This window comes from Burkholderia alba (assembly GCF_034721475.1).
Taxonomy (GTDB): domain Bacteria; phylum Pseudomonadota; class Gammaproteobacteria; order Burkholderiales; family Burkholderiaceae; genus Burkholderia; species Burkholderia alba.
In genome coordinates, this window is record NZ_JAWJWL010000023.1 from 42,459 (window position 1) to 62,436 (window position 19,978).

General features: G+C 68.9%; 20 protein-coding genes. 14 read left to right on the forward strand and 6 right to left on the reverse strand.

Annotated features, from left to right (window positions below):
• The first annotated feature begins 168 nt into the window (after positions 1-168).
• From benA to RZR99_RS24020, 4 genes are read left to right on the forward strand one after another with little or no spacing between them, the layout of a single operon-like run.
• Entirely contained in the window at positions 169-1,536 is a 1,368-nt protein-coding gene (gene benA, locus RZR99_RS24005) for a benzoate 1,2-dioxygenase large subunit (protein ID WP_323122271.1), read from the forward strand.
• Entirely contained in the window at positions 1,533-2,021 is a 489-nt protein-coding gene (gene benB / locus RZR99_RS24010) for a benzoate 1,2-dioxygenase small subunit (protein ID WP_323122272.1), read from the forward strand. Before benA ends, benB begins: the two co-directional genes overlap by 4 nt.
• A 24-nt stretch (positions 2,022-2,045) precedes the next feature.
• Positions 2,046-3,065: a benzoate 1,2-dioxygenase electron transfer component BenC gene (gene benC, locus RZR99_RS24015; protein WP_323122273.1), complete on the forward strand. Its 1,020-nt coding sequence runs from the start codon at positions 2,046-2,048 to the stop codon at positions 3,063-3,065.
• Positions 3,062-3,856: a 1,6-dihydroxycyclohexa-2,4-diene-1-carboxylate dehydrogenase gene (locus RZR99_RS24020; RefSeq protein WP_323122274.1), complete on the forward strand. Its 795-nt coding sequence runs from the start codon at positions 3,062-3,064 to the stop codon at positions 3,854-3,856. Before benC ends, RZR99_RS24020 begins: the two co-directional genes overlap by 4 nt.
• A gap of 225 nt (positions 3,857-4,081) precedes the next feature.
• On the opposite strand, the gene RZR99_RS24025 is transcribed toward RZR99_RS24020, so the two are convergent.
• From RZR99_RS24025 to RZR99_RS24035, 3 genes are all read right to left on the reverse strand, one after another.
• Positions 4,082-5,281, reverse strand: coding sequence for an aspartyl protease family protein (locus RZR99_RS24025; protein WP_323122275.1), 1,200 nt, complete (start codon positions 5,279-5,281; stop codon positions 4,082-4,084).
• 308 nt (positions 5,282-5,589) lie between these two features.
• Positions 5,590-6,453, reverse strand: coding sequence for an alpha/beta hydrolase (locus RZR99_RS24030; protein WP_407655494.1), 864 nt, complete (start codon positions 6,451-6,453; stop codon positions 5,590-5,592).
• Between the two features lie 65 nt (positions 6,454-6,518).
• Positions 6,519-6,935 (reverse strand): DUF4180 domain-containing protein, encoded by a 417-nt coding sequence (locus RZR99_RS24035; RefSeq protein WP_323122277.1) that lies wholly within the window; start codon positions 6,933-6,935, stop codon positions 6,519-6,521.
• A gap of 597 nt (positions 6,936-7,532) precedes the next feature.
• Between RZR99_RS24035 and RZR99_RS24040 the strand changes: the two genes are divergently transcribed.
• The 10 genes from RZR99_RS24040 (at position 7,533) to RZR99_RS24085 (ending at position 17,238) form a co-directional block, all read left to right on the forward strand.
• Positions 7,533-8,135, forward strand: coding sequence for a sigma-70 family RNA polymerase sigma factor (locus RZR99_RS24040; protein WP_323122278.1), 603 nt, complete (start codon positions 7,533-7,535; stop codon positions 8,133-8,135).
• Positions 8,132-8,857, forward strand: coding sequence for an anti-sigma factor (locus RZR99_RS24045; protein WP_323122279.1), 726 nt, complete (start codon positions 8,132-8,134; stop codon positions 8,855-8,857). Before RZR99_RS24040 ends, RZR99_RS24045 begins: the two co-directional genes overlap by 4 nt.
• A 221-nt stretch (positions 8,858-9,078) precedes the next feature.
• Positions 9,079-10,089, forward strand: coding sequence for a tryptophan--tRNA ligase (gene trpS / locus RZR99_RS24050; RefSeq protein ID WP_323122280.1), 1,011 nt, complete (start codon positions 9,079-9,081; stop codon positions 10,087-10,089).
• 90 nt (positions 10,090-10,179) lie between these two features.
• Positions 10,180-10,965: a DUF1295 domain-containing protein gene (locus tag RZR99_RS24055; RefSeq protein WP_323122281.1), complete on the forward strand. Its 786-nt coding sequence runs from the start codon at positions 10,180-10,182 to the stop codon at positions 10,963-10,965.
• A 34-nt stretch (positions 10,966-10,999) separates the two neighbouring features.
• Positions 11,000-12,124 (forward strand): SAM-dependent methyltransferase, encoded by a 1,125-nt coding sequence (locus RZR99_RS24060; RefSeq protein WP_323122282.1) that lies wholly within the window; start codon positions 11,000-11,002, stop codon positions 12,122-12,124.
• Between the two features lie 405 nt (positions 12,125-12,529).
• Positions 12,530-13,825 (forward strand): NAD(P)/FAD-dependent oxidoreductase, encoded by a 1,296-nt coding sequence (locus RZR99_RS24065; protein ID WP_323122283.1) that lies wholly within the window; start codon positions 12,530-12,532, stop codon positions 13,823-13,825.
• On the forward strand, positions 13,822-14,625 hold the full coding sequence (locus tag RZR99_RS24070) for a DUF1365 domain-containing protein (RefSeq protein ID WP_323122284.1): 804 nt from the start codon (positions 13,822-13,824) through the stop codon (positions 14,623-14,625). Before RZR99_RS24065 ends, RZR99_RS24070 begins: the two co-directional genes overlap by 4 nt.
• A complete protein-coding gene (locus RZR99_RS24075) occupies positions 14,622-15,833 on the forward strand; it encodes a cyclopropane-fatty-acyl-phospholipid synthase family protein (protein ID WP_323122285.1) in 1,212 nt (403 codons plus the stop codon). Before RZR99_RS24070 ends, RZR99_RS24075 begins: the two co-directional genes overlap by 4 nt.
• The gene (locus RZR99_RS24080) at positions 15,799-16,356 is read left to right on the forward strand and encodes a chalcone isomerase family protein (RefSeq protein WP_323122286.1); all 558 of its coding nucleotides are present in this window, start codon (positions 15,799-15,801) and stop codon (positions 16,354-16,356) included. The genes RZR99_RS24075 and RZR99_RS24080 overlap by 35 nt, the downstream gene beginning before the upstream one ends.
• 384 nt (positions 16,357-16,740) lie before the next feature.
• Positions 16,741-17,238: a DUF2878 domain-containing protein gene (locus tag RZR99_RS24085; RefSeq protein ID WP_323122287.1), complete on the forward strand. Its 498-nt coding sequence runs from the start codon at positions 16,741-16,743 to the stop codon at positions 17,236-17,238.
• A gap of 255 nt (positions 17,239-17,493) precedes the next feature.
• Here the strand turns inward: RZR99_RS24085 and RZR99_RS24090 are convergent, their stop codons facing one another.
• The 3 genes from RZR99_RS24090 to RZR99_RS24100 form a co-directional block, all read right to left on the reverse strand.
• A complete protein-coding gene (locus tag RZR99_RS24090; protein WP_323122288.1) occupies positions 17,494-17,763 on the reverse strand; it encodes a hypothetical protein in 270 nt (89 codons plus the stop codon).
• 141 nt (positions 17,764-17,904) lie between these two features.
• Positions 17,905-18,105 (reverse strand): hypothetical protein, encoded by a 201-nt coding sequence (locus tag RZR99_RS24095; protein WP_323122289.1) that lies wholly within the window; start codon positions 18,103-18,105, stop codon positions 17,905-17,907.
• A gap of 276 nt (positions 18,106-18,381) precedes the next feature.
• Positions 18,382-19,929, reverse strand: a complete 1,548-nt coding sequence (locus RZR99_RS24100) for an amino acid permease (RefSeq protein WP_323122290.1) — start codon at positions 19,927-19,929, stop codon at positions 18,382-18,384.
• Positions 19,930-19,978 lie beyond the last annotated feature (49 nt).

The window sequence follows — 19,978 nt, forward strand, 5'->3', positions numbered from 1 at the left end:
AACTGATACCAAATCAGTGTTGGACGCCCGGTTTTACCCGCAACTATCCTCGTTCTGCCTGTGTTGCCGCTGAAAACTATACCTGTCAGGCATCGAAGCGCCAATCAGGTCCTGCGCGGGACGCGCCCTGTGCGCGCCTCGCCCCAGAGACTCTTCAGGAGACGCCCCATGATCCCGATCCACCCGGATCGCACCCCGGCACTGCGCTGCATCGACGACTTCCTCATCGAAGACAAGGCGCGCGGCGACTATCGGCTGCATCGCAGCGCATTCACCGACGAAGCGCTGTTCGAACTCGAGATGGCCTACATCTTCGAAGGCAACTGGATTTACCTCGCGCACGAGAGCCAGATCCCGAATCCGAACGACTACTACACGACCCAAATCGGCCGGCAGCCGGTCGTGATCGCGCGCAACCGGCAAGGCGAGCTGAATGCGTTCGTGAACACCTGCACGCATCGCGGCGCCGTGCTGTGCCGCCACAAACGGGGCAACCGCGCGACCTACACCTGCCCGTTCCACGGCTGGACCTTCAACAACAGCGGCAAGCTGCTGAAAGTGAAGGATCCGGAGGAAGCGGGCTATCCCGACTGCTTCAACCGGGACGGATCGCACGATCTGAAGAAGGTGGCCCGCTTCGAGAACTATCGCGGCTTCCTGTTCGGCAGCCTGAACCCCGACGTCGCGCCGCTCGAGACGCACCTCGGCGACGCCGCGCGGATCATCGACATGATCGTCGACCAGTCCGCCGACGGCCTCGAAGTGCTGCGCGGCGCATCGACCTATACCTACGACGGCAACTGGAAACTCACGGCGGAGAACGGCGCGGACGGCTATCACGTGTCGGCCGTGCATTGGAACTACGCGGCGACCGTCAACCATCGCAAGGAGGAGAACCTGCGCGAGGACACGATACGCGCGATGGACGCCGGCGGCTGGGGCCGCCAGGGCGGCGGCTTCTATGCGTTCGAGCATGGCCACATGCTGCTGTGGTCGCGCTGGGCGAATCCGGAGGACCGGCCGAATTTCAGCCTGCGCGCCGAGTTCGCCGTGCGCTGCAGCCCCGAAATCGCCGACTGGATGATCGGCAACTCGCGCAATCTCTGCCTCTACCCGAACGTGTACCTGATGGACCAGTTCGGCTCGCAGATCCGCGTGCTGCGGCCGCTGTCGGTCAACCGCACCGAGGTGACGATCTACTGCATCGCGCCGCGCGGCGAGGCGGCGGACGCGCGCGCGCGCCGGATCCGCCAGTACGAGGATTTCTTCAACGCCAGCGGAATGGCGACCCCCGACGATCTCGAGGAATTCCGCGCGTGCCAGCAGGGCTACGCGGGACGCGCGGTCGAGTGGAACGACATGTGCCGCGGCGCGGCGCACTGGGTCGACGGCCCCGACGAAGCCGCGCGCAAGATCGGCCTGAACCCGGTGATGAGCGGCGTGAAGACGGAGGACGAGGGCCTCTACACCGTCCAGCACCGCTACTGGATCGAAACGATGAAACAGGCGCTCGCCGCGTCGCGGAGCGCACGATGACGACCGATCTCTCCCGCATCGAGGCGTTTCTCCACCGCGAATGCCGGCTCCTCGACGACAAGGACTGGGTCGGCTGGCTCGCCTGCTATCACCCGGACGCGGTGTTCTGGATGCCCTCCTGGGACGACACCGACACGCTCGTCACCGATCCGCAGCGCGACATCTCGCTGATCTACTACCCGAACCGGCAGGGCCTGGAGGATCGCGTGTTCCGGATCAACACCGAGCGCTCGAGCGCGACGATGCCCGACACGCGCACCAGCCACAACCTGTCGAACCTCGAGCTCGAAGCCGCCGACGGGCAGGTCTGCACGGTGCGCTTCAACTGGCACACGCTGAGCTACCGCTACCGGACCGTGTACAGCTACTTCGGGATGTCGCGCTACATGATCGACCTGTCCGGCGCGCAGCCGCTGATCCTGAACAAGTACGTCATCCTGAAGAACGATTACATCAACCAGCTCATCGACATCTACCACATCTAGCCGAACCGGCCGGAGGAGACAGACATGGAACGCCAGATCGCGCTTCAGTTCGACGATGGAGTGACGCGCTTCATCACCTGCCGCGACAGCGAAACACTGGCCGACGCGGCCTATCGCCAGCGGATCAATCTCCCGCTCGACTGCCGCGACGGCGCGTGCGGCACCTGTCGCTGTCATTGCGAGGCGGGCGACTACGACCTGCCCGCGTCGAGCTACATCGACGATGCGCTGACCGCCGACGACGCCGCGCAGCGCTACATCCTCGCGTGCCAGACCCGGCCGCGCTCCGATTGCGTGATCCGCGTGCCGGTTTCCGCGGCCGCGTGCAAGACGGGCGCGGCCCGCCACGAAGGCACGCTGGCGGCGGTCGACCCGCTGTCCGATTCGACGATCCGATTCTCGGTCGACGTCGATGCGCCCGAGCGGCTCGGCTTTCTCGCGGGCCAGTACGTGAACGTCGAGATTCCGGGCGACGGCGCGGCGCGCTCGTATTCGTTCAGCTCGCAGCCGGGCAACGCGCGCGTGTCGTTCCTCGTGCGCAACGTGCCGGGCGGGCGGATGAGCGGCTACCTTACCGGGCAGGCCGCGCCGGGACAGCGGATCGCGTTCTCCGGGCCGCACGGCAGCTTCTACCTGCGCGACGCGGCCCGGCCCGCGCTGTTTCTCGCGGGCGGCACCGGCATCGCGCCGTTTCTCTCGATGCTCGACGTGTGCGCGGCGCAGGCACGCACGCAGCCGGTCCGGATGGTGTACGGCGTGACGCGCGACGCCGATCTCGTCGCGCTCGACCGGCTCGACGACGTGCGGCGCCGCTTCAGCGGCTTCGACTATCGCACCTGCGTCGCCGACGAGGCCAGCGCGCACGCGCGCAAGGGCTACGTCACCGCGCACGTCGATCCCGCCTGGCTGAACGGCGGCGATGTCGATCTCTATCTGTGCGGCCCGGTGCCGATGGTCGACGCGGTACGCGCGTGGCTGCGCGATACGGGCATCACGCCCGCGCAGTGCTACTTCGAAAAATTCTCGTCGAGCGGTGCCGCATGAGCGCCGCCCCGGCATCGGTCCGCTTCGCGGGCAAGGTCGTCGTCGTCACCGGCGCCGGCCAGGGTATCGGCGAGGGCGTCGCCGCGCGCGCCGCCCGCGAAGGCGGCACGGTCGTGCTCGCCGACCGCGCGGAGATCGTGCACGACGCCGCGGCCGCGATCGCCGCGCGCGGCGGCCGGTCGCTCGCCGTCGTCGCCGACCTGGAGACCTGGGCGGGCGCGACGGCGCTCGCGCACGCGGCGCTCGACGCGTTCGGCCGCATCGACGTGCTGGTCAACAACGTCGGCGGCACGATCTGGGCGAAGCCGTTCGAGCATTACGACGCGGTGCAGATCGAAGCGGAGATCCGCCGCTCGCTGTTCCCGACGCTGTGGTGCTGCCGCGCGGTACTGCCCGCGATGATCGACGCGCGGCGCGGCGCGATCGTCAACGTCTCGTCGATCGCGACGCGCAGCGTGAACCGCGTGCCGTACGCGGCGGCCAAGGGCGGCGTCAACGCACTGACCGCGAGCCTCGCGTTCGAGCATGCGGGACACGGCATCCGGGTCAACGCGATCGCCGCCGGCGGCACCGAGGCGCCGCCGCGCAAGGTGCCGCGCAACCCCGCGCCGCCGAGCGAACAGGACGCGCACTGGTATCGGGCCATCGTCGATCAGACGCTCGATTCGAGTTCGATGCATCGCTACGGCACCGTCGACGAACAGGTCGGCCCGATCCTGTTTCTCGCATCGGACGACGCGTCGTACATCACCGGGTCGGTGCTGCCGGTGGGCGGCGGGGATCAGGGGTGAGCGGGCGAGGCGAGATGCGATGCGCTCGCGCGCCGGACCGCACGCTTCGAGTCGCATCGTGCATCGTGCATCGTGCATCGTGCGTCAACAGCGTAATCCGACGCGCGCGCGTCGAGACTGCGATCCGATGCGCCCGTATGCCGAAACGGCGATCCGCCGTGCCGTACGCCAAAGCCGCGGCTCGGCAAACGTCGAGATCGGGTCCGATATCCGCCCAACACCCCGTCACCGCGCAATCAAATCCCTGAGCGTCACGCGCCTGTCCCGCACCGTGTCCGCCCGCCTGACGACGACCGGCACGGCCGAGCGGTCCGGCGACTGAAGCATCGCCCGGATATCGGCGAGGGTCGACGCATCGGCGGACACGCCGCCCACTTGCTCGACCAGGTCGCCGGGCGCGATGCCGGCGGCGGCGGCCGGGCCGCCCGTCACGACGTCGACGACCCGCAGTCCGCCGCGTTCGCCGGCCAGCCCCAGCCACATGCCGCTGCGGTCATAACGGTCCGGCGCGTCGAACGCGGCGCTCTTCGACAGCCACATCTCGCGGCGCGCGTAATCGAACGACACGCGGAACCGCTTGAGTACGGCCATGCCGATGCTCCCGGCGCGATCCGTCCGGGTGAACGCCCCGGCGCGCTGCAGCGACAGGCGCGTCACCGGCGCCGGCACCGCGAGGCCGTCGATCGAAAAGCGCGCGGGACGCCCGACCAGCGCGCGAATCGGACCGCCCCCGCCGTAGCCGGTCATCGCCTCGACCGTCGCGCCCAGTCGCGCGTCCATCCGGTGAGCACGCCAGAAACCGCCGAACAGCGTCAGGCCGAACCGGTCGCCGGTATCCACCTGGAACGCGCCCTTCACGCCGGCCACCGATGCGCTCAGTACCGGCATCTGCTGTTCGTCCAGTACGAACGGAACACGAATCGCGTCCGCCGGCGGCTCGAATCCGGCCCGGTCCTGGACGATCAGCTCCCGCCGCGCCGCATCCAGCGTCAGGATGCGCCCCTGGAAGATCTCGACGCCCAGCACGCCGTCGAAATGCCGGAAGCCCATGGTCTGGCTCAACGCGGAGACGTCCATCGCCGGCGCGTCCAGCGCGCCGATCGAGAACGGCCCGATGCTCAGGTCGTTCACGTGGACGACTGGAAACGCCAGCGCCTGCTCGCCGGCGCCGGCGCCCGTCCCGGCGTTCACGCGGGGCAGCCGCAGTTTTTCCGCGAGCGCGGCGCTCAGCGTGGAGCTGGACGACCCCGTATCCAGGATGAAGGCGAACGGGCCCTGCCCATCGACCGTCACGTCGACGAACGGACGGTTGTCGACGATCGACAGCGGGAAGCTCGCGGCACGCGCGCCGACCGCCGCCGACGCGACACCGCACGCACTCCACACGAGCCACAAAACCGGAAGGATTCTTTGCGCGAGCCGCATGTCGTTCACCCTGGTTGGTCAGCGTCGATCGCCTGCCGGAGCGGCGGCGCGGCACCCCGCGACGCGACCGGCAACCGGCAACCGCGACACTACCGCGGATACGATCGGGCCGCCATGGGTGCGCATGCGGAGTGTTGTCGAACCGTCGGATGAGGGGGGGCCGGTCGGCGCGAACGGCTGTCGTGGCCGGATCGAGCGACGGATCGGCGAAAGCGGGTTCGCGCGCCGCGACCGGGGGCGAGCGCCGGCGTTCACTCAGGGTTCGCCGCGTCGGCCCCGCGCGCACGCGGCGCCACGAACGGCCGGCGCTAGCATTCGCGAATGAACGCGGCCACGTCGTCGAGCACCGGCAGGAACGCCCGCACCGGCAGGCCGAATGCGCCGACCAGCACCGCGTGCCCGACACCGGCATAGAGCTTGACCTGCACGACGCTGCCCGCTTCCTGCAGGCGGGCGGCGAAACGGTCGGTGTTGCCGGGCTTCACCGTCGTATCGTTCGCACCGGATGCGAGCAGCATCGGCGGCTCGCATCCGTCGACGAAATTGATCGGCTGGCTCGCCGCGCGCGCGGGCTCGGGGAAGATGCGCATCAGGGTTTCGTCCCGTAGCGGCAGGAAATCGTACGGACCGGCCAGGCCGATCACGCCCGCGATGTCGCGCTTGCCGATGCCGTGCTCGGCGAGAAAGCGCCCATCCGTCGCGAGCATCGTCGCGATCTGCGCGCCGGCCGAGTGCCCCATCAGGAACAGCCGGGCCGGATCGGCGCCGAACGCCGACGCATGTTCGCGCGCCCAGCGCACCGCGGCAGCCGCGTCCTCGACGAAATCGGGAAACACGGCGTCCGGATAGATCCGGTAATCGGGAATCACCGCGACGAAGCCGCGCGACGCGAGCGCTTCGCCGACGAACACGTAGTCGCCGCGCTTGCCGCTCTGCCAGCGGCCGCCATAGAAGAACACCACGATGGGGGCGAGCGCGCCGTCCGGCCGCTGCGCGGGCGCGTAGACGTCCAGCGAACGGCGCGGCCCGTCGCCATAGGCCACGTCGTAGCGCCCGACGAACCCGGAGCGCCGCGCCACCGCGTTCAGCACCGCGGCCGGCTTGCGGCTTGCCAGAACGCCGAGCGCCAGCACGGACGCGAGCAGCATCATGCCTGTGAGTTTCATGACCATCACCTGAAAAAGCCGGGCTCCGACCGGCGCTTCGGCGCGCGTCCAGCGCGCCGCCTGATCTTTTTTTACGGACGCCCGTCCGATCCGGATGCATCGCGCGCGCCCTGCGCCGCTTCGCCGAGGAGTCGGCTTAGCAGCGCGGCGCGGTCGCGGACGAACCAGACGGTGCGGCCCTGATTAGACTCTAGGACAAAATCGCGCCATGCCGTACGCTCCGCAACCCGGTCCGTGAGATCCCCGACGATCACGACGCGCAGCCGGTAATTGACGAACTTCTGCAGCAGCGCGCCGGCGACGCCCGTCCGCAGACGGAAGAATTCCGGCGCCAGCCGCGCCGTCGGAATCGCCACCCACGCCGCGCCGCAGTTCCAGGCCGCTGCGATCAGGTCGCCCGCGTCGCGTTCGTCCGCGATCGCGGGGCCGTGCTCCGCGTATATCAGCACCGATTCGTCGCCTATCCGCAGCACTTCATCGGACGTCATCGTCGTCGCTCCTTTCGTTGAATCCGCTCATCGTTGCGTGGCGCGTCGGGCGTGGCGCGCCGCATCGTCGGGGTCATTGGCCGGGCCATATGTCGGGCTGTGTGCGCAAGTAACGACCGCCGTCGCAGCCCTTGTTTCACCGGCATTTAAATTCGGCTCGCGAACCGGTTAAGTATCTCGGCTATTTCCATAGCCTCTGTTTCAAAAAGTTCGACAGGATCGTTTTCAACCGTCGCTGCTTTGTTATGGATGGACGCCCTATGGTCAACGAAGCGAGTGACCCGGCCGACGTCCGGGTTTTGCAATTTGCTTTGATCTAACGAATCTCCTCTCCCTGCAATCCCCTCCCCACTGTTTACCTCGACGCGCACCGTTACCGCGTGGTTGCCTCCTCCGAAATTTTTCCGCACCGCACGCATCCTCCCGCCGCCGCACAACGTAGTGACATGCAATCCCGCAGCGCTTTCGGCCTGCGCCCCCGCCTCCGGACAATCGGCCCGCACGATGCTCAGATACGCTGCCCCACCCCGCCGCGCGATGCTATATTCTGATCGCCACCGACTTCCGGGCCCGGGCGAAGTCTGCCTCATGCTGCGCATGAACGAAGACACAGGACACGCCGAACACTTCGACGCCGCTTCGCCGAACGATCCTGACCAGGAGCGGCGCGCGCACCTGAACGCCATCCTGCTGCGGGTCGCGCGCGGCGACCAGCCGGCGTTCGCCGAACTCTACCGACTGACGTCCGCCCGCCTGTTCGGCGTGATCGTGCGGATGCTGCGCGACCGCGGCGAGGCGGAGGACGTGCTGCAGGAGGTCTATACGACGGCGTGGCGACGCGCCGACAGCTTCGATCCCGCACGCGGCAGCGCGATGACATGGCTCGTCACGCTGGGCCGCAACCGCACGATCGATCGGATGCGCCAGCATCGCGAGGATCCGCTCGACGAGCAGGCCGCGCTCGACATTCCCGACGACGACCCGACACCCGCCGCGCGCGCCGAATCGAACCAGGAGCGCGTCCGTCTCGAACGCTGCCTCGACACGCTCGATCCGCAGCAGAGCCTCGCGGTACGCGAAGCGTTCTACACGGGCGCCACCTACAGCGAACTGGCCGAGCGACTGCGCGTCCCGCTCGGCACGATGAAAAGCTGGATCCGGCGCAGCCTGATGCAGCTGAAAGCCTGCCTCGAACGATGAATACACCCGCCCGATCCGACCACGAACTGCGCTGCGCCGAATACGCGCTCGGCGTGCTGGAAGGCGACGAGCGCCGCGCGCTCGAACACGCGCTGCCGCACGACCCGGCCCTGCGGACCATGCTCGCCGACTGGCAGGCGCGTCTTGCCCCGCTCGCGGACGGCGTCGCCCCCATCGAACCGCCGGCTCGCGTATGGACCCGCATCCGGCGCGACCTCGGCCTGCTGCCGGCGCCCGGCGCCGAACGAATGCACGCCGGATGGTGGGACAGCCTCCGGCTGTGGCGCTGGTTCGCGGTGGGCGCGAGCGTCGCGGCGCTTGCGCTGCTCGCGCTCAACCTCGGGTGGCTGCACGGCCCGGTACAGCCGGGCGCGGTCGCGAACGCGTACATGGTGGCCCGGATCGCGCGCAGCGACGGCATCGCGCATTGGACCGCCACCGTCGACCTGCAGCGCGCGAGCCTGATCGTCGTGCCGGCCGATCGTCCAAAGGTGGCCGCGGATCGTTCGACGGAGCTGTGGCTGATTCCGCCCAACGCGAAGCCGATCTCGCTCGGCGTATTCGCGCCGGATGCGCCGAGCGCGCTGAAGCTGGCGCCCGCGATCGTCGCGCAGATGAGCCCGCGCGCGATCCTCGCGGTGTCGCTCGAACCGGCGGGCGGCTCGCCGACCGGGATGCCGACCGGGCCGGTGCTCGCCACGGGCGCGATGCACGGTACCTGAGAACGACGCGCGGAACGGGTCGAACGCGCCGCGGGAGGCTGCGCTATACTCGCCCGATGGAAACGAAACCGACCTCGCCGATCCTGCGTTGCTGGTGGCCCGCCTGAACCCGGCGGCCCGTTTTTCCACGCTCATCGACAACGTGATGCCGCCAGTCCTGGCGGCATTTTCGTTTCTGCCCCCCCGGGGCTGGCGGTATCCAAACCAACGGATACCCGATCATGATCCAACCCCAGCTACCCACCATCCTGACCGGCGACCGGACCACCGGCCCGCTTCATCTCGGCCACTACCTCGGCTCGTTGCGCGCCCGCGTCCGGCTGCAGCATGAGGCGCGGCAGTTCCTGCTGCTCGCCGACACCCAGGCGCTGACCGACAACGTCGGCCGGCACCGCAAGGTCACCGAGAACGTCGTCGAAGTCGCGCTCGACTATCTCGCGGTCGGCATCGATCCGGCGAAATCGACCCTCTGCATCCAGTCGCAGGTGCCGGAACTGGCCGAGCTGACGCAGTACCTGCTGAACCTCGTCACCGTCGCGCGCCTCGAACGCAATCCGACCATCAAGGAAGAAATCCGCCTGCGCGGATTCGAACGCGACATCCCCGCCGGCTTCCTCGCCTACCCGGTCAGCCAGGCCGCCGACATCACCGCCTTCAAGGCAACCCGCGTGCCGGTCGGCGACGACCAGTTGCCGATGATCGAGCAGACCAACGAGCTGGTGCGCCGCTTCAACGCGAGCGTCGACCGGCCGGTGCTGGTCGAATGCGAGGCGCTGCTGTCGCCGGTCACGCGCCTGCCCGGCATCGACGGCAAGGCCAAGATGAGCAAGTCGCTGGGGAACGCCATCGCGCTGGGCGCCAGCGCGGACGAGATCACGAAGGCGGTCAACGACATGTATACCGACCCGCGCCACCTGAAGGTGAGCGACCCCGGCCAGGTCGAGGGCAACGTCGTGTTCGCGTTCCTCGATGCATTCGAGCCGGACGTGCCGAAGGTGGACGATCTCAAGGCCCGCTATCGCCGGGGCGGACTGGGCGACAGCGCGGTCAAGCGCGTGCTGAACGAGCGGCTGCAGGCGCTGCTCGAACCGATCCGCACACGCCGCCGCGAACTGGAAGGCGACCGGGCCGACGTGCTGGCGATCCTGCGGCACGGCACGCTGCGCGCCCGGGAGCAGGCCGCACAGACGCTGTCCGAGGTGAAAGGCGCGCTGGGTCTGACCTACTTCTAGAACGCGGCGGCGGCCCGGGCGACGCCGCCGCATGCATCCGCTTCGCGCCGTCATCCGTATCAGCCTGGGAACCGCCCACTGGAGCGTCCCATGCCTGTCGCCGCGACTGTCGCCCTGGCCTACGCGGGAACCGTCGCCGCCTTCACGGCGGTCTGGCTCCGCCAGCTGAAAACCGCCAACGCCGGCATGATCGATCCGGTCTGGGCCGCGATGCTCGGCGTGGTCGCCTTGCTCGCCGCCGCACTCGGCCCCGGCGCGGCGGCGAACCGCGCCTTCGTCGGAATCGCGGGCGGCGCGTGGGGGCTGCGCCTCGCCGCGCACCTCTGGCAACGCAATCGCGGCCGGCCCGAAGATGCCCGCTACCGGCAGCTCAGGGCGCAGTGGAGCGCCGGCCGGATGTTCGCCTTCTTCCAGCTGCAGGCGGTCATATCGATGCTGCTGTCGGTCGCGTTCTTCGTTCCGGCCGGTCAAGCCGCGCCCGCCTCCGCTGTCCGACTCGCGGGAGCCGCCGCCGTGTGGCTCGCCGCCGTCGCCGGCGAGACGCTCTCCGACCGCGCGCTGCGCCGCTTCGCCGCCGACCCGGCCAACCGTGGGGAAGTGTGCCGCGCCGGACCGTGGCGCTACTCGCGGCATCCGAACTACTTCTTCGAATGCCTGCACTGGATCGCCTATCCCGTGCTGGCGCTCGGCGGCCCGTGGGGTTGGCTGACGCTCGCGCCGCCGCTGCTGATGGCGTGGCTGCTGCTGAAAATCTCCGGCATTCCGCCGCTCGAAGCGCATCTCGCCGCCACCCGCCCCGGCTACCGGGACTACATGCGGACCACGAGCGTACTCGTGCCCTGGCCGCCGAAACGCCCGGCCGCCCCGACCCGCTGACCGATCGAAACCGCCCCTCCCGCCAGGAGCCGCCATGCGCGATGCCACGACCCACCCGCCCCACGCCGCCTCTCCGTTCGACGACGGCTGGCCGATCCGGCTCTGCGAACACGGCTGGCTGCCCGATCCGCTGATCCGCGCCGGCATGCGCACGCTGATCCGCTCGCGCCTGCGCGACGAGCACGCCAACGACGGCGAGGCGCGTACCCGTGCGCTCGACCAGTTGCTGGCCGAGCTGCGCGCGAGCCCGATCGCGATCGAGACGAAGGCCGCCAATTCACAACATTACGAATTGCCCGGCGCTTTCTTCGCCGCGCATCTCGGGCCGCGCCTCAAGTATTCGTGCGGCTACTATCCGACCGGACGCGAAACGCTCGCCGACGCGGAAGAAGCCATGCTCGATCTGTACGCGGCGCGCGCCGAACTCGCGGACGGCCAGCGCATTCTCGATCTCGGTTGCGGCTGGGGCTCGCTGTCGCTGTGGCTCGCCGAACGCTACCCGCGCGCGCAGATCGTCGCGCTGTCGAATTCGCGCGGGCAGCGCGCCTTCATCGAATCGGCCGCTCAGCGCGGCGGGCTGTCGAACCTGCGCGTGCTCACCGGCAATATCGTCGACATCGAATTCGACGCGGCCGAGGCCGGATTCGACCGCGTGCTGTCGGTCGAGATGTTCGAGCACATGAAAAACTACGGGCTGCTGCTGCGCAAGATCTCGCGCTGGCTGCGCGACGACGGCCGGCTGTTCGTCCACCTGTTCGCGCATCGCACGCTCGCGTACCACTTCGCGGTGCGCGACGGCAGCGACTGGATGTCCCGCTACTTCTTCACCGGCGGCACGATGCCGTCCGCCGCGCTGCTGCTGAATTTCCAGGACGATCTGCGCGTCGCCCGCCAATGGTGGGTCAACGGCACCCACTACGCGCGCACCGCGAACCAGTGGCTCGCATCGCTCGATGCCGCGCGCGAGCGGGTCATGCCGATCCTGGCCGACGTGTACGGCGACTCGGCCGCGATCTGGTTCCAGCGCTGGCGGATGTTCTACCTGGCCGTCGCCGAACTGTTCGGCTATGCGCGCGGCAGCGAATGGGGCGTCGCGCATTATGTGTTCGACAAGCGGCATGTGCGGCTTGGCGCCGGCCATCCGGCGGCCGATCGCTGAATCGGCAGGCGAAGCGAGGGGGCGGGGGCGCAGTGATAAGGCTTGCCGCGGGGAGACCGGGTGGGGGCGAGCACGCCGGCCGGCCCTGGTCCCGGTTCTCGACTCCCGGTTCTCGACTCTCGGTTCTCGACCCCCGGTTCTCGACTCCCGGTTCTCGGTTCTCGGTTCTCGGTTCTCGGTTCTCGGTTCTCGGTTCTCGGTTCTCGGTTCTCGGTTCTCGACTCTCGACTCTCGACTCCCGATTCGCGATCACGGATTCCCGACGACCGACTCCCGCCCCCGCTCCGCCAACCCATCCGCATGCATCCGTTTTCCGTTGTGACCCGTATCTCCGTCATGCGCGCTTCGTCGCCCATCCGGGTTTGCTCGAAGCCGCTCACGCCCCCGCTCCGAGGAGACCGCGCCATGACTCGCCCCTACGCGTTCCTGCAGCCCGGCCGCCGGATCGCCGTCGTCGGCGCGGGCATCGCCGGACTCGCCGGCGCCTATCTGCTGTCGCGCCGGCACCGCGTGACACTGTTCGAGGCGAACGGCTATCTCGGCGGGCATACGCACACCGTCGACGTCGAGCTGGACGGCATCCGGCATCCGGTCGACACCGGCTTCCTGGTATTCAACGAACGCACCTATCCGAACCTGATCGCGCTGTTCGCCGAACTGGGCGTCGCCGTGCATCGCAGCGACATGTCGTTTTCGGTATCGCTCGACGGCGGGCGGCTGGAATGGGCCGGCTCCAGCCTGAACACGGTGTTCGCGCAGCGCGCCAATGCGTTCTCGCCGACCTTCATCGGCATGCTGCGCGACATCCTGCGCTTCAACGCATCGGCGCAGCGACATCTCGACATCGCGACCCGCACCCGCTGCTCGGTCGGCGAACTGCTGGCGGAAGGCAGCTACGGCGCGCCGTTCCAGCATCACTATCTGGTGCCGATGGCGGCGGCGATCTGGTCGAGCGCCGCGCAGGACATCCTGCGGTTTCCGGCCGCCACGTTCCTGCGCTTCTGCCTGAATCACGCGCTGCTGCAGGTAAACCGGCGGCCGTCATGGCAAACCGTTGCGGGCGGCGGCCGCGAATACGTACGGCGCCTCGCGGCGACGCTCGACGACATCCGCGCACGCACGCCCGTGCGGCAGGTGCGGCGCGATGCGACAGGGGTAACGGTGATCACCGACGCCGGCCCCGAGCGCTTCGACGCGATCGTGCTCGCGAGCCACGCGCCGACCAGCCTCGCGCTGCTCGACGACGCGGACGACGACGAACGCCGCGTGCTCGGCGCGGTGCGCTATCAGCGCAACATCGCGGTACTGCATACCGACGCCGCGCTACTGCCCAAGCGCCGACGCGTCTGGTCGGCATGGAACTACCTCGGCGGCCGCGCGAACGGACACGCTCGGCCGGTCTGCGTCAGCTACCTGATCAACCAGCTGCAGCCGCTGCCGTTCGCCTCGCCGGTCGTCGTCACGCTCAATCCGGTCGCCGAACCGGGTCCGGGACACGAACTCGGGCGCTACGTCTACGAACACCCGCTGCTCGACCTCGCCGCGATCGACGCGCAGCAGCACCTGCCCTCGCTGCAAGGCCGCCGACGCACCTGGTTCGCGGGCGCTTGGGCGGGGTACGGTTTTCACGAAGACGGACTGAAGTCGGCGCTGAACGTCGCCGCCGACTTCGGCGTGCTGCCGGGCTGGGCCGCGCGATGAACGCTCCGGACGCCGCCGGCCTGCTGCTGATCGGACGTGTGATGCATGAACGCGTGCGCCCGGTCCGTCATCGCTTCGACTATCCGCTGTTCTGCGTGCGCTGCGATCTCGCGCGGCTCGCCGAACTCGACGCGTGGTGGTTCGGGATCGATCGCTGGGCGCCGCTCGGGATGTCGACGGCCGACTACGGCCCGCGCGACGGCCGCGATCTCGACGTATGGATGCGCGAACGGCTCGCCGATGCGGCCATTCCCGCGGACGGCGCCATCTGGCTGCAGACGATTCCGCGCGTGTTCGGCCATGCATTCAACCCGGTCAGCTTCTGGTTCTGCCACGACCGCGCGGGACACCTGCGCGCGCTGTACGCCGACGTGCGCAACACCTTCGGCGCGCATCACGGCTATCTGCTGAGCGCCCCCGATCACGCGCCGATCGACGCCGCCACGCCGCTGTGCTGCCGCAAGACCTTCCACGTGTCGCCGTTCTGCGACGTCGCGGGCGACTACGTATTCCGCGTACGGCAATCGTCCGGATGGAGCCGCGTCGCGATCGATTACCGCGCCCCCGACGGCCTCCTGCTGCGCACGGCCATCGGCCTGCGCGCGTATCCGCTCACCGCCGGGCGTGCGATACGCATCGCGCTCGCGCAGCCGGCGATGGCGCTCGGCGTGGTCGCGCGGATCCACTGGCAGGCGCTACGCCTCTGGCTCAAGCGCGTGCCGTTTTACGGCAGGACGCCGCCGTCGGCGACGCTCGCCGCATCCCCTTCGCCGCGCTCCGATCACGAGGCCCGATCATGACCCTGTTGCGGACCTTCTCGGCTCACGCCGCCATGCCGCCGTCGGCCCGGCTCTTCATCGCGCTCCTGCGCCGCATCCGCCACGGCCACCTGGTGCTCGTGACGCCCGACGGCGGCCGCAGCGTGTTCGGCGATCCGCACCAGCCCCCCTCCGCGACGCTGCAGCTGCTCGATTGGCGCGCGTGCCGCGCCATCCTGCGCGCGGGCGATATCGGCTTCGCGGACGCGTATCGCGACCGATGGCTCGACACCCCCGATCCGAGCGCGCTGCTGCGGCTCGCGATCCGCAACGAAGCGGCGCTGTCGCGCACCGTGACCGGCAATCGCATCGCGCAGCGCTGGTACGGCCTGCGCCACCGCCTGCGGCTCAACACCCGCGCGGGCAGCCGCCGCAACATCCACGCGCATTACGACCTGGGCAACGATTTCTACGCACTCTGGCTCGACTCGACATGGACCTATTCAAGCGCGCTGTTCGCCGGTGCCGACACCTTGACGCTCGAAGCGGCGCAGGCAGCGAAGTATCAGCGCATCGTCGACGTGCTCGGCTTGCGCGCCGGCATGCGCGTGCTGGAGATCGGCTGCGGCTGGGGCGGCTTCGCGCTGCATGCCGCGCGCCTGGGCATCCGCGTGCATGGCGTGACGATCTCGCCGAACCAGCACGCGGTTGCGACGGCGCGGCTGCGCGCAGCGGGCGCCGGCGATCTCGCCGCCGTTGAACTGCGCGACTACCGCGACCTCGACGGGCAGTACGACGCGATCGTGTCGATCGAAATGTTCGAGGCGGTCGGCGAAGCGTTCTGGCCGACCTACTTCGGCGTGCTGAAAGCGCGGCTCGCGCCGGGCGCGCGTGCGCTCGTGCAGTCGATCACGATCGACGACCGGCTGTTCGCCGCGTACCGCGCATCGAGCGACTTCATCCGCGAGTACATTTTCCCGGGCGGCATGCTGCCGAGCCCCGAGCGCTTCATCCGCGCGGCGCGCGACGCCGGCCTGCACGCGACGTCTTCGCTGAGCTTCGGCATCGACTACGCGCGCACGCTCCAGCACTGGCTCGGCGCGTTCGAAAGCCGGCTCGACGCGGTGCGCGCGCTGGGTTTCGACGACACGTTCATCCGGACCTGGCGGCTCTATCTCGCGTACTGCGAAGCGGGGTTCACCGAGGGGCGCACCGATGTCCGGCACTTTGTCGTCGGTCGCGAGGGCTGACGTGCGGCGCGCATCGCGATGGCTCGCGGCGCTGGCGCTGCTGTGCGCGTCGGCGGCGCACGGCGGCTGGCGCGACGACATCGCCCCCGCGCAACGGGTCGGCTCGGGCGCGTTCTGCGTACTGGGCTTCTGCCTGTACGACGCCGAACTGTGGGCGCGGAACGGCGACGCGGGATTCGATATGCCGTTCGCGCTGCTGCTGACCTACCGGCGCGCGATCAAAAGCGAACGTCTGGTCGACACCGGGCTCGGGGAGATCGAACGGCTCGCCGCCGCGCCGCTGTCCGCCGCCACGCAGGCCGCGTGGCGCGCGGACATGGCGCGCGCATTCGGCGACGTCGCCCCCGGCGATACGCTGTGCGGCGTGTACCTGCCCGGCAAGGGCGCGCGCTTTTACGCGAACGGCCGGCCGACGGCGGAGGTGGACGATCCCGCTTTCGCGCGAGCGTTCTTCGGCATCTGGCTCGATCCGCGCACGCGCGCGAAAACCTTGCGCCGGCAGTTGCTGGGCGATGCGCGGTGACAGGCGGATGAACGGCGGAGGGAAATCGTGAGCGACGTCGGGAACGCGCGACGGGGCAGCTGCGGCAGCGATTCCGACGGGGGTCCCGGCATCCACCTCGGCGCCCGTCATGGCATCGCGGCGGGCAGCCGTCACGACGACTCGGCGCAAGCAGACTCCCGTGCTTCGTCGTTCCGCGCGACCGCTGCCGAATCGGCACGTTCGGCACGTTCGGCACGTTCGGCACGTTCGGCACGTTCGGCAGCGCCGGCATCGCGGCCGCCGGTCGGCGGGCATTAGCCCCCAGCATACATTCGGGACACGCCGTTCATGCCGCCGCCGACCCGTTCATCCGCTGCCGCCGCGCCGCCGCCTCATCGCGACGCGCGTATTGGCGGATATGCCGTGGCATGCCAGGCGGGCTGGTTCGTCTGCGTGATGAGCGCGGCGCGCGGGCACGGCTGGCTGGGCGTCGTGTTCGCGGCGGCGATGGTCGCCTTGCACCTCGCCGTCAGTGCGCGGCCGGCACGCGAGGCACGCCTCGTGGCGACCGTGATGCTCGCGGGCTGGCTCTGGGACAGCGCCGTCGCGAAGTCCGGCCTGCTGGTCTATCCGAACGGCGTGCTGATCGCCGGCACCGCGCCTTACTGGATGGCCGCGCTGTGGGCGCTCTTCGCGATCCAGCTCAACGTCCTGTTCCGCTGGTTGCGGGTCCGCCCCATCTCGAGCGCCTGCCTGGGTGCGGCGGCCGGTCCGCTGTCGTTTCGCGCGGGCGCCGCACTCGGCGCGGTGCATTTCACGGATAGCGGAGCGGCACTCGTCACGCTCGCGGTCGGCTGGGCGTTGCTGCTGCCCGCGTGTATCGCACTTGCACGGCGCTGGGATGGCGTGCGGATCGACTGATCGCCGCGCGCGTGGCGTCGATGCGGCGCACGGCATGCGCGGGCAATCCGGTCTCTTGCGAGGATTCGCGTGCTGCGTCGAGGAGATCGCGCATCGTTTTGCCGAGGCGTTTGCTCAAGTCGAAGCGGGGCATTCGCGCGGGCAAATGCGTGCGCATCTCGACGCCGACAGTCGACGGTCGGCGCTGGGCATTCGACAACCATAAAAAAAGCATCCCGCAGGATGCCGTTCATCGATGGGCGATCATTCACCGCATCAGGAAGCTCGACTGGCCGCCCGCTTCGGCGGCGCAACGCGCTTCTTCTGTTCGGTGTGGCGCGCAGCGATCTCCGCAATCGGATCGGAGGCCGCGGCGGGATGCGCGACTTTGCGCACTGCCTGCTTGCGCGGCGTCGCGACTTTCGCCTGCGGGTGCTGAGCGGCCCGCTTTGCCGGCTTGGCGGGCGCCGCCGCAACCGGCCTGGACGGCTTGCCGCCGAGCCATTCTTCCTTGTAGGCCGCCTGCGCGGTGGTGGCGATCGTCACGCCGAGCAGGATGACGCAAGACAAAAAACGCGAGAGGGAATTCAAATTCACGGTGAGGCATCGATGAGGTAAAACGGCGGCCGACGGAACAGTCGCCGCCGCCCGGGCGCGTCGCGCGGCGACGGCGTCGGGCGGTCAATGTCAATGCTTGTCGGCCATCGACTTGTGCGCCTTCGCCTTGTGATGATGACGATGATGCTTGTGCTTCGGTGCCGCGTGATGCGGCGCGGACATCGCCGGTCCGGCGTGCTGCTCCGGCACCATCGGCGCGGCCGGCGTCTGCGCGAATGCGTTCAACGAGACCAGGCCCGCAAGTGCGGCAATCACGGCTGCGCGTTTCATGGTGAATCTCCTCTTGTTTGGGGGTGTCGAGTGTTGTGTCCGACGCTTGAATAACGTTCGATGCGGACGCTCAGTTGACGCACGCCGTCCAGCGGCGGCAGCCTTGATGATGTTTGACGGTTGAATACGCGAACGCACGGAACGGGCAGCCGACAGGCGGTTCGATCGCCGTCGCGCCGATGCCCATGCTCGTGGATCGGCGCCCGACACGCCCTCGCCGCCCAAAACAAAACGGGGAGCCGTCCGGCTCCCCGTCGATCGCTCGCTCGGCTCCCGTCACGCGGTGGTTTCGGGGTTCACGGGCAGCGCCGCGCGGCGCGCATTCGGCGACGCCGCGCCGCCCGTCATCCACGGCGCGATCTCCATGTCCTCGTAGCGGATGAAGCGGCTCTTGTTCACGACGCGATAGCCGAGCCACACCACGAGGAACAACGGGATGCCGATGTAGGTTGCGAGCACGCCGATCCAGTCGATGCGGTTCGACAGGAACGCCTGATAGTCCTGGCCGAGCGCGATCACGAGGCACAGCACGAACGCGAAGATCGGCCCGTACGGGAACAGCTTCGACTGGTACGGCAACTGGTCGACGCTGTAGCCCTGCCGGATGAAGCCCTTGCGGAACCGGTAGTGGCTGACCGCGATCCCGAGCCACGCGATGAAGCCCGTCATCCCCGACGTGTTAAGGAGCCACAGGTACACGGTCTTGTCGCCGTACAGCGACGACAGGAAGCACAGCGCGCCGACCGCCGTCGTCGCATAAAGCGCGTTGCGCGGCACGCCGCCCGGCGACAGCTTCGCGAACAGCCTCGGCGCGCGGCCCTCGGTCGCGAGGTTGTACAGCATCCGCGTCGACGCATACATGCCCGAATTGCCGGCCGACAGCACGGCGGTGAGAATCACCGCGTTCATCACGCCCGCCGCGAACGCCAGACCCGCGTGACGGAACACCAGCGTGAACGGACTCACGCCGACGTCGGTCACGTCGCTCTTGAGCAGGCTCGGATCGGTGTAGGGAATCAGCATGCCGATCACGAAGATCGCCAGCACGTAAAACAGCAGGATCCGCCAGAACACCTGACGCACCGCGCGCGGAATCGTCGTGCGCGGGTTCTCCGATTCGCCCGCCGCGATGCCGATCAGCTCGGTGCCCTGGAACGAGAAGCCGGCGATCATCGCGACGCCCATCATCGCGGGCAGGCCGCCCGCGAACGGCGCGTCGCCGATCGTGAGATTGCTCCAGCCCGTCTGCGGGCCGCCCTTCATGATGCCGACGATCATCAACAGCCCCACGCCGATGAACGCGATCACCGTGACCACCTTGATCAGCGCGAACCAGTATTCGGCTTCCCCGAAGCCGCGCACCGTCAGCACGTTGAGCAGGAACATCACGCCGAGGAACAGCGCGCTCCACCACACCCCGGGTATGTCGGGAAACCAGTAGTGCATCACCAACTGCGCGGCCACCAGTTCGACCGCGATCGTCACCGCCCAGTTGTACCAGTAGTTCCAGCCGAGCGCGAAGCCGAAGCCTTCCTCGACGTATTTCGCGCCGTAGGTCGCGAACGACCCGGACACCGGCATGAACGCGGCCATCTCGCCGAGGCTCGTCATCAGGCAGTAGACCATCAGCCCGATCAGCAGGTAGGCGAGCATCGCGCCGCCCGGCCCGGCCTGCGAGATCGACGCGCCGGACGCGACGAACAGGCCTGTGCCGATCGAGCCGCCGATCGCGATCATCGTCAGATGGCGGGCTTTCAGGCTGCGATGAAGCTGGGGAGGATTCGAGGAGGAGGTGGAATTGTCGGAATTCGGATGGGCTGACATAACGGGCGTGCAAGGAGCAGGCGGGCGATGCGTTCCGCCCCGCTTCGGA